This is a genomic window from Streptomyces sp. NPDC002130, from assembly GCF_040296465.1.
Classification (GTDB): domain Bacteria; phylum Actinomycetota; class Actinomycetes; order Streptomycetales; family Streptomycetaceae; genus Streptomyces.
This window is the reverse complement of the sequence record NZ_JBEOXI010001161.1, coordinates 1-1,108: the sequence shown is the minus strand read 5'-3', so window position 1 is coordinate 1,108 and position 1,108 is coordinate 1. Positions and strand designations below refer to the sequence as shown.

The 1,108-nt window shown below is 59.5% G+C and carries 2 protein-coding genes; both read left to right on the top strand.

The genetic code is table 11. The features are described 5' to 3' along the window. On the top strand, positions 1–408 hold a 408-nt coding region (locus ABT116_RS49280; RefSeq protein WP_351648159.1), incomplete at its 5' end, for a protein NO VEIN domain-containing protein. Positions 409–556: 148 nt separating this feature from the next. Beyond that, on the top strand, positions 557–1,108 hold a 552-nt coding region (locus tag ABT116_RS49275; RefSeq protein WP_351648156.1), incomplete at its 3' end, for a DUF1156 domain-containing protein.

Here is a 1,108-nt window from a genome sequence, read left to right as displayed (position 1 = left end):
GCGCCGATCCACGCCAAAGAAACCAAGGAAGTCGAACGCCGCGGCGTCGACCTCGTCCTGGCCTGCGAGCAGCGGGTGGGCCGTCAGCCCGTCGAGCAAGCCTTCAACAACAAAGGCTTCGACATCCTCTCCACCGCACCCAACGGCGATACTTACCGCATCGAGGTCAAGGCCCGGATCGACGGCGCCAAGGACTTCTTCGTCACTCACAACGAGGTCATGACCGGTAAGAACGCTGTCCCCCGCTACCGACTCGCTCTCGTCCGTGTCGATCCCCGCGGTGCACAGTTCGACGAGGTTCGCTACCTCGACGATCCCTTCGCCTCCACCGACCTCGGCGATTTCGATGCCACCGGCATCCGGGGCAGTTGGGACAAGATGTGGACAAAGGGGAGAGGACCCTTCTGATGCACTTCAGCAGGTACTCGAAGATTCACCTGGGTGCGACCACTAGATTGGGGCGAAAGGTTAGTGGCGCATACGTGCCGCTTGGGCGGACCCAAGGGTCTGGCCATGACAGGTTGAGGAATTAGTGACAAAGCGCAAACTGATCGAAGTGGCACTGCCGCTGGAAATAATTAACCGAGCGTCGCTGGCAGAGAAGAACCGCAAAGTCGGGAAACCGCAGAACCTACACAAATGGTGGTCACGTAAGCCGATCACTGCTGCCCGAGCAATGCTGCTCGCGCAGCTTATCGACGACCCGTCGTCTCATCCCGACCGCTTTCCGACCGAAGATGCAGTGCGAGCGGAACGAGAACGACTGCATCGATTGATTGCGCGGGCTGTGGAATGGGACGAGATCACAAAGCCTTCGTCCGCACTGATGTCCGCTCTCCGCCCGCTGCTCCCCGATGTAACAGTTACCGACCCTTTCGTCGGCGGAGGGTCCATTCCCTTAGCCGCAGCCCAACTTGGCGTGAACTCCAGCTCGAGCGACCTGAACCCAGTTGCCGTCCTACTCACTAAAGCACTGGTCGAAGCACCTTCGCGCTTCCATAACCGGAAGCCGGTTCACCCGGACAACATCAACGCCCAGTTAACTGATTGGGAAGGATCGCGTGGCTTAGTCGCCGATGTCGAAGCCTATGGACGCTGGATGCACAGT